The organism is Nostoc sp. CHAB 5715 (assembly GCF_020829685.1).
Taxonomy (GTDB): Bacteria; Cyanobacteriota; Cyanobacteriia; order Cyanobacteriales; family Nostocaceae; genus Nostoc.
In genome coordinates this window covers 1-2,019 of sequence record NZ_JAIVFR010001197.1, presented here as the reverse complement: position 1 = coordinate 2,019, position 2,019 = coordinate 1, and the positions used below count along the sequence as shown (strand labels likewise).

At 42.9% G+C, this 2,019-nt stretch carries 2 protein-coding genes; both read left to right on the top strand.

Annotated elements, in window-relative coordinates; all coding sequences use genetic code 11:
• Positions 1–718, top strand: a 718-nt coding sequence (locus LC574_RS37640; RefSeq protein ID WP_229458702.1) for a helix-turn-helix domain-containing protein, incomplete at its 5' end; no start/stop codon positions are given.
• Positions 719–1,252: 534 nt separating this feature from the next.
• A partial coding sequence (locus tag LC574_RS37635) for an NB-ARC domain-containing protein (protein WP_229458701.1) occupies positions 1,253–2,019 on the top strand: 767 nt, incomplete at its 3' end.

Sequence of the window (2,019 nt, the reverse complement as noted above, 5' to 3'; positions counted from 1 at the left end):
CAGTACTATGATTGGTCGTCAAAAAACTTACAGGGTGCAGCTAACGGAAGAGGAAAAAAAGCTGTTGCAGCAACAAGTGCTTGCGCGTAAAACAGGTCAAAGCAAAGCCAGAAGAGTAAAAATTCTACTAAAAGTAGACGAAAGTCCAGAATGGACAGATGCTCAAATAGCTAGAGAAATAGGCTGCTCACCTGCTCTTGTACGTAAATGGCGCAAACGCTGGTGTCAAACCCGTAGCCTGGAAGAAGCTCCACGCCCTGGTCGTCCTTGCCTGTTTCAAGCAATCGTAAAAGCACAAGTCACAGCCATCGCTTGCAGCAAACCAACAGATTTTGATATACCGTTGGCGAGGTGGAGTTGTAGCGATATTGCGGCACATCTAGTCACACTGGGTATTGTAGTTTCCATCGCCACTTCCACAGTTTGGCGATGGCTAAAATCCGAAAGGATCAAGCCTTGGCGCTTTCATGCTTGGATGCACCGGATTGATGATAATTTCGTTGCAAAAGCAACACCCGTACTCAGATTATATGCCCAAGCTAAATTTTTACTTTCTGCTGGATTTTGGGTAGTGTGTGTAGACGAGAAAACTTCAATCCAAGCACGATTTGGCTTGCATCCGAATAAAGCAGCAGGTGCAGAACAACCAGTTCATTTTGCAGCCCGATATATCAGGGAAGGAGCAACACATCTTGAAAGCGGCTTTAAGTGTTGCTGAGGGTTTGATTTATGGTTATTGTAGTCCCACGAAAACATTTATTGATTTTCAGACATTTCTACTATCGGTATTAATCCCAGAAGCCAAACGCCCTTGGTGTACGCCATATCTATTTAATCCTTGACAATGACTCCACTCATGCACCAAAACAATTACAGGCTTGGTTGAATCAGAAACAAAAACAGGAAGCTTGGAATTTTACAGGGCGTTGTTGTCTGGCTGCCAAAATACGCTTCAAGGTTCTCCCAAATCGAAATTTGGTTCAGCATTTTACAGCGAAAACTACTGACTCCGAATGATTTTCCTGACCTTAATACATTACAGCAACGTATCACCGATTTTATTATTCGCCACAATGACTCTGCACAACCCATAAAATGGTCATATACAGTGGCGCAGATGATGGAGAAATTCGCTACGAATTAATGCAAAGCTGTACTAAGTTTAAGACTGAGTTTTTACTGACTTTTGACTGATTTTCAAGTAAGATGAGGGAAAAATTCAGTGAATTTACTACACCACTACCTGTAATGTATGCCACGCTCACTCAAGGTTCGACCCGAAAGCTTGGAAAAGGTGAGATTAGCTCTAAATCGCAACAGTTATCCCAACCAGAAGAGTCTGGCGCAAGAACTAGGGATAGCTTTAGCAACAGTCAGTAAATTTTTAAACAGCAAACCCGTAGATTATCAAATTTTTCGGGAAATCTGTTTAAAACTAGGTTTAGACTGGCAAGAGATTACTGACTTGGGTGGCACAGAAGCAGCAACAATAATCCCAGTACCATCAACTGTCAACATTGTTAACAAACGCACAGATTGGGGAGAAGCAATTGATGTCTCCGTATTCTACGGGTGCATAACAGAACTAAATCAGCTACAGCAATGGATTTTAGGCACTCGCAGCCGCATTGTGGCAGTGTTGGGAATGGGAGGCATAGGCAAAACAGCTCTAGCAGTCAAGCTGGCACAACAAGTTCAAGCAGAATTTGAATATGTGATTTGGCGAAGTCTGCGTAACGCCCCACCATTAGAAACCCTTTTAGCAGAACTAGTACCCTTTGTATCTAATCAGCAAGAAACCAAAACCGAAATTAGTCGCCTCATTCATTACTTACGCGCTTCACGTTGCTTACTGATTTTGGATAACTGGGAAACAATATTACTTGCAGGCAACCACGTTGGACAATATCGCCCAGGCTATGAAAGTTATGGGGAACTACTCAAGGTAATTGGTGAAGTTGCACATCAAAGCTGTCTGCTACTGACCAGTCGAGAAAAACCAGCCGAGATTGCAGCAAT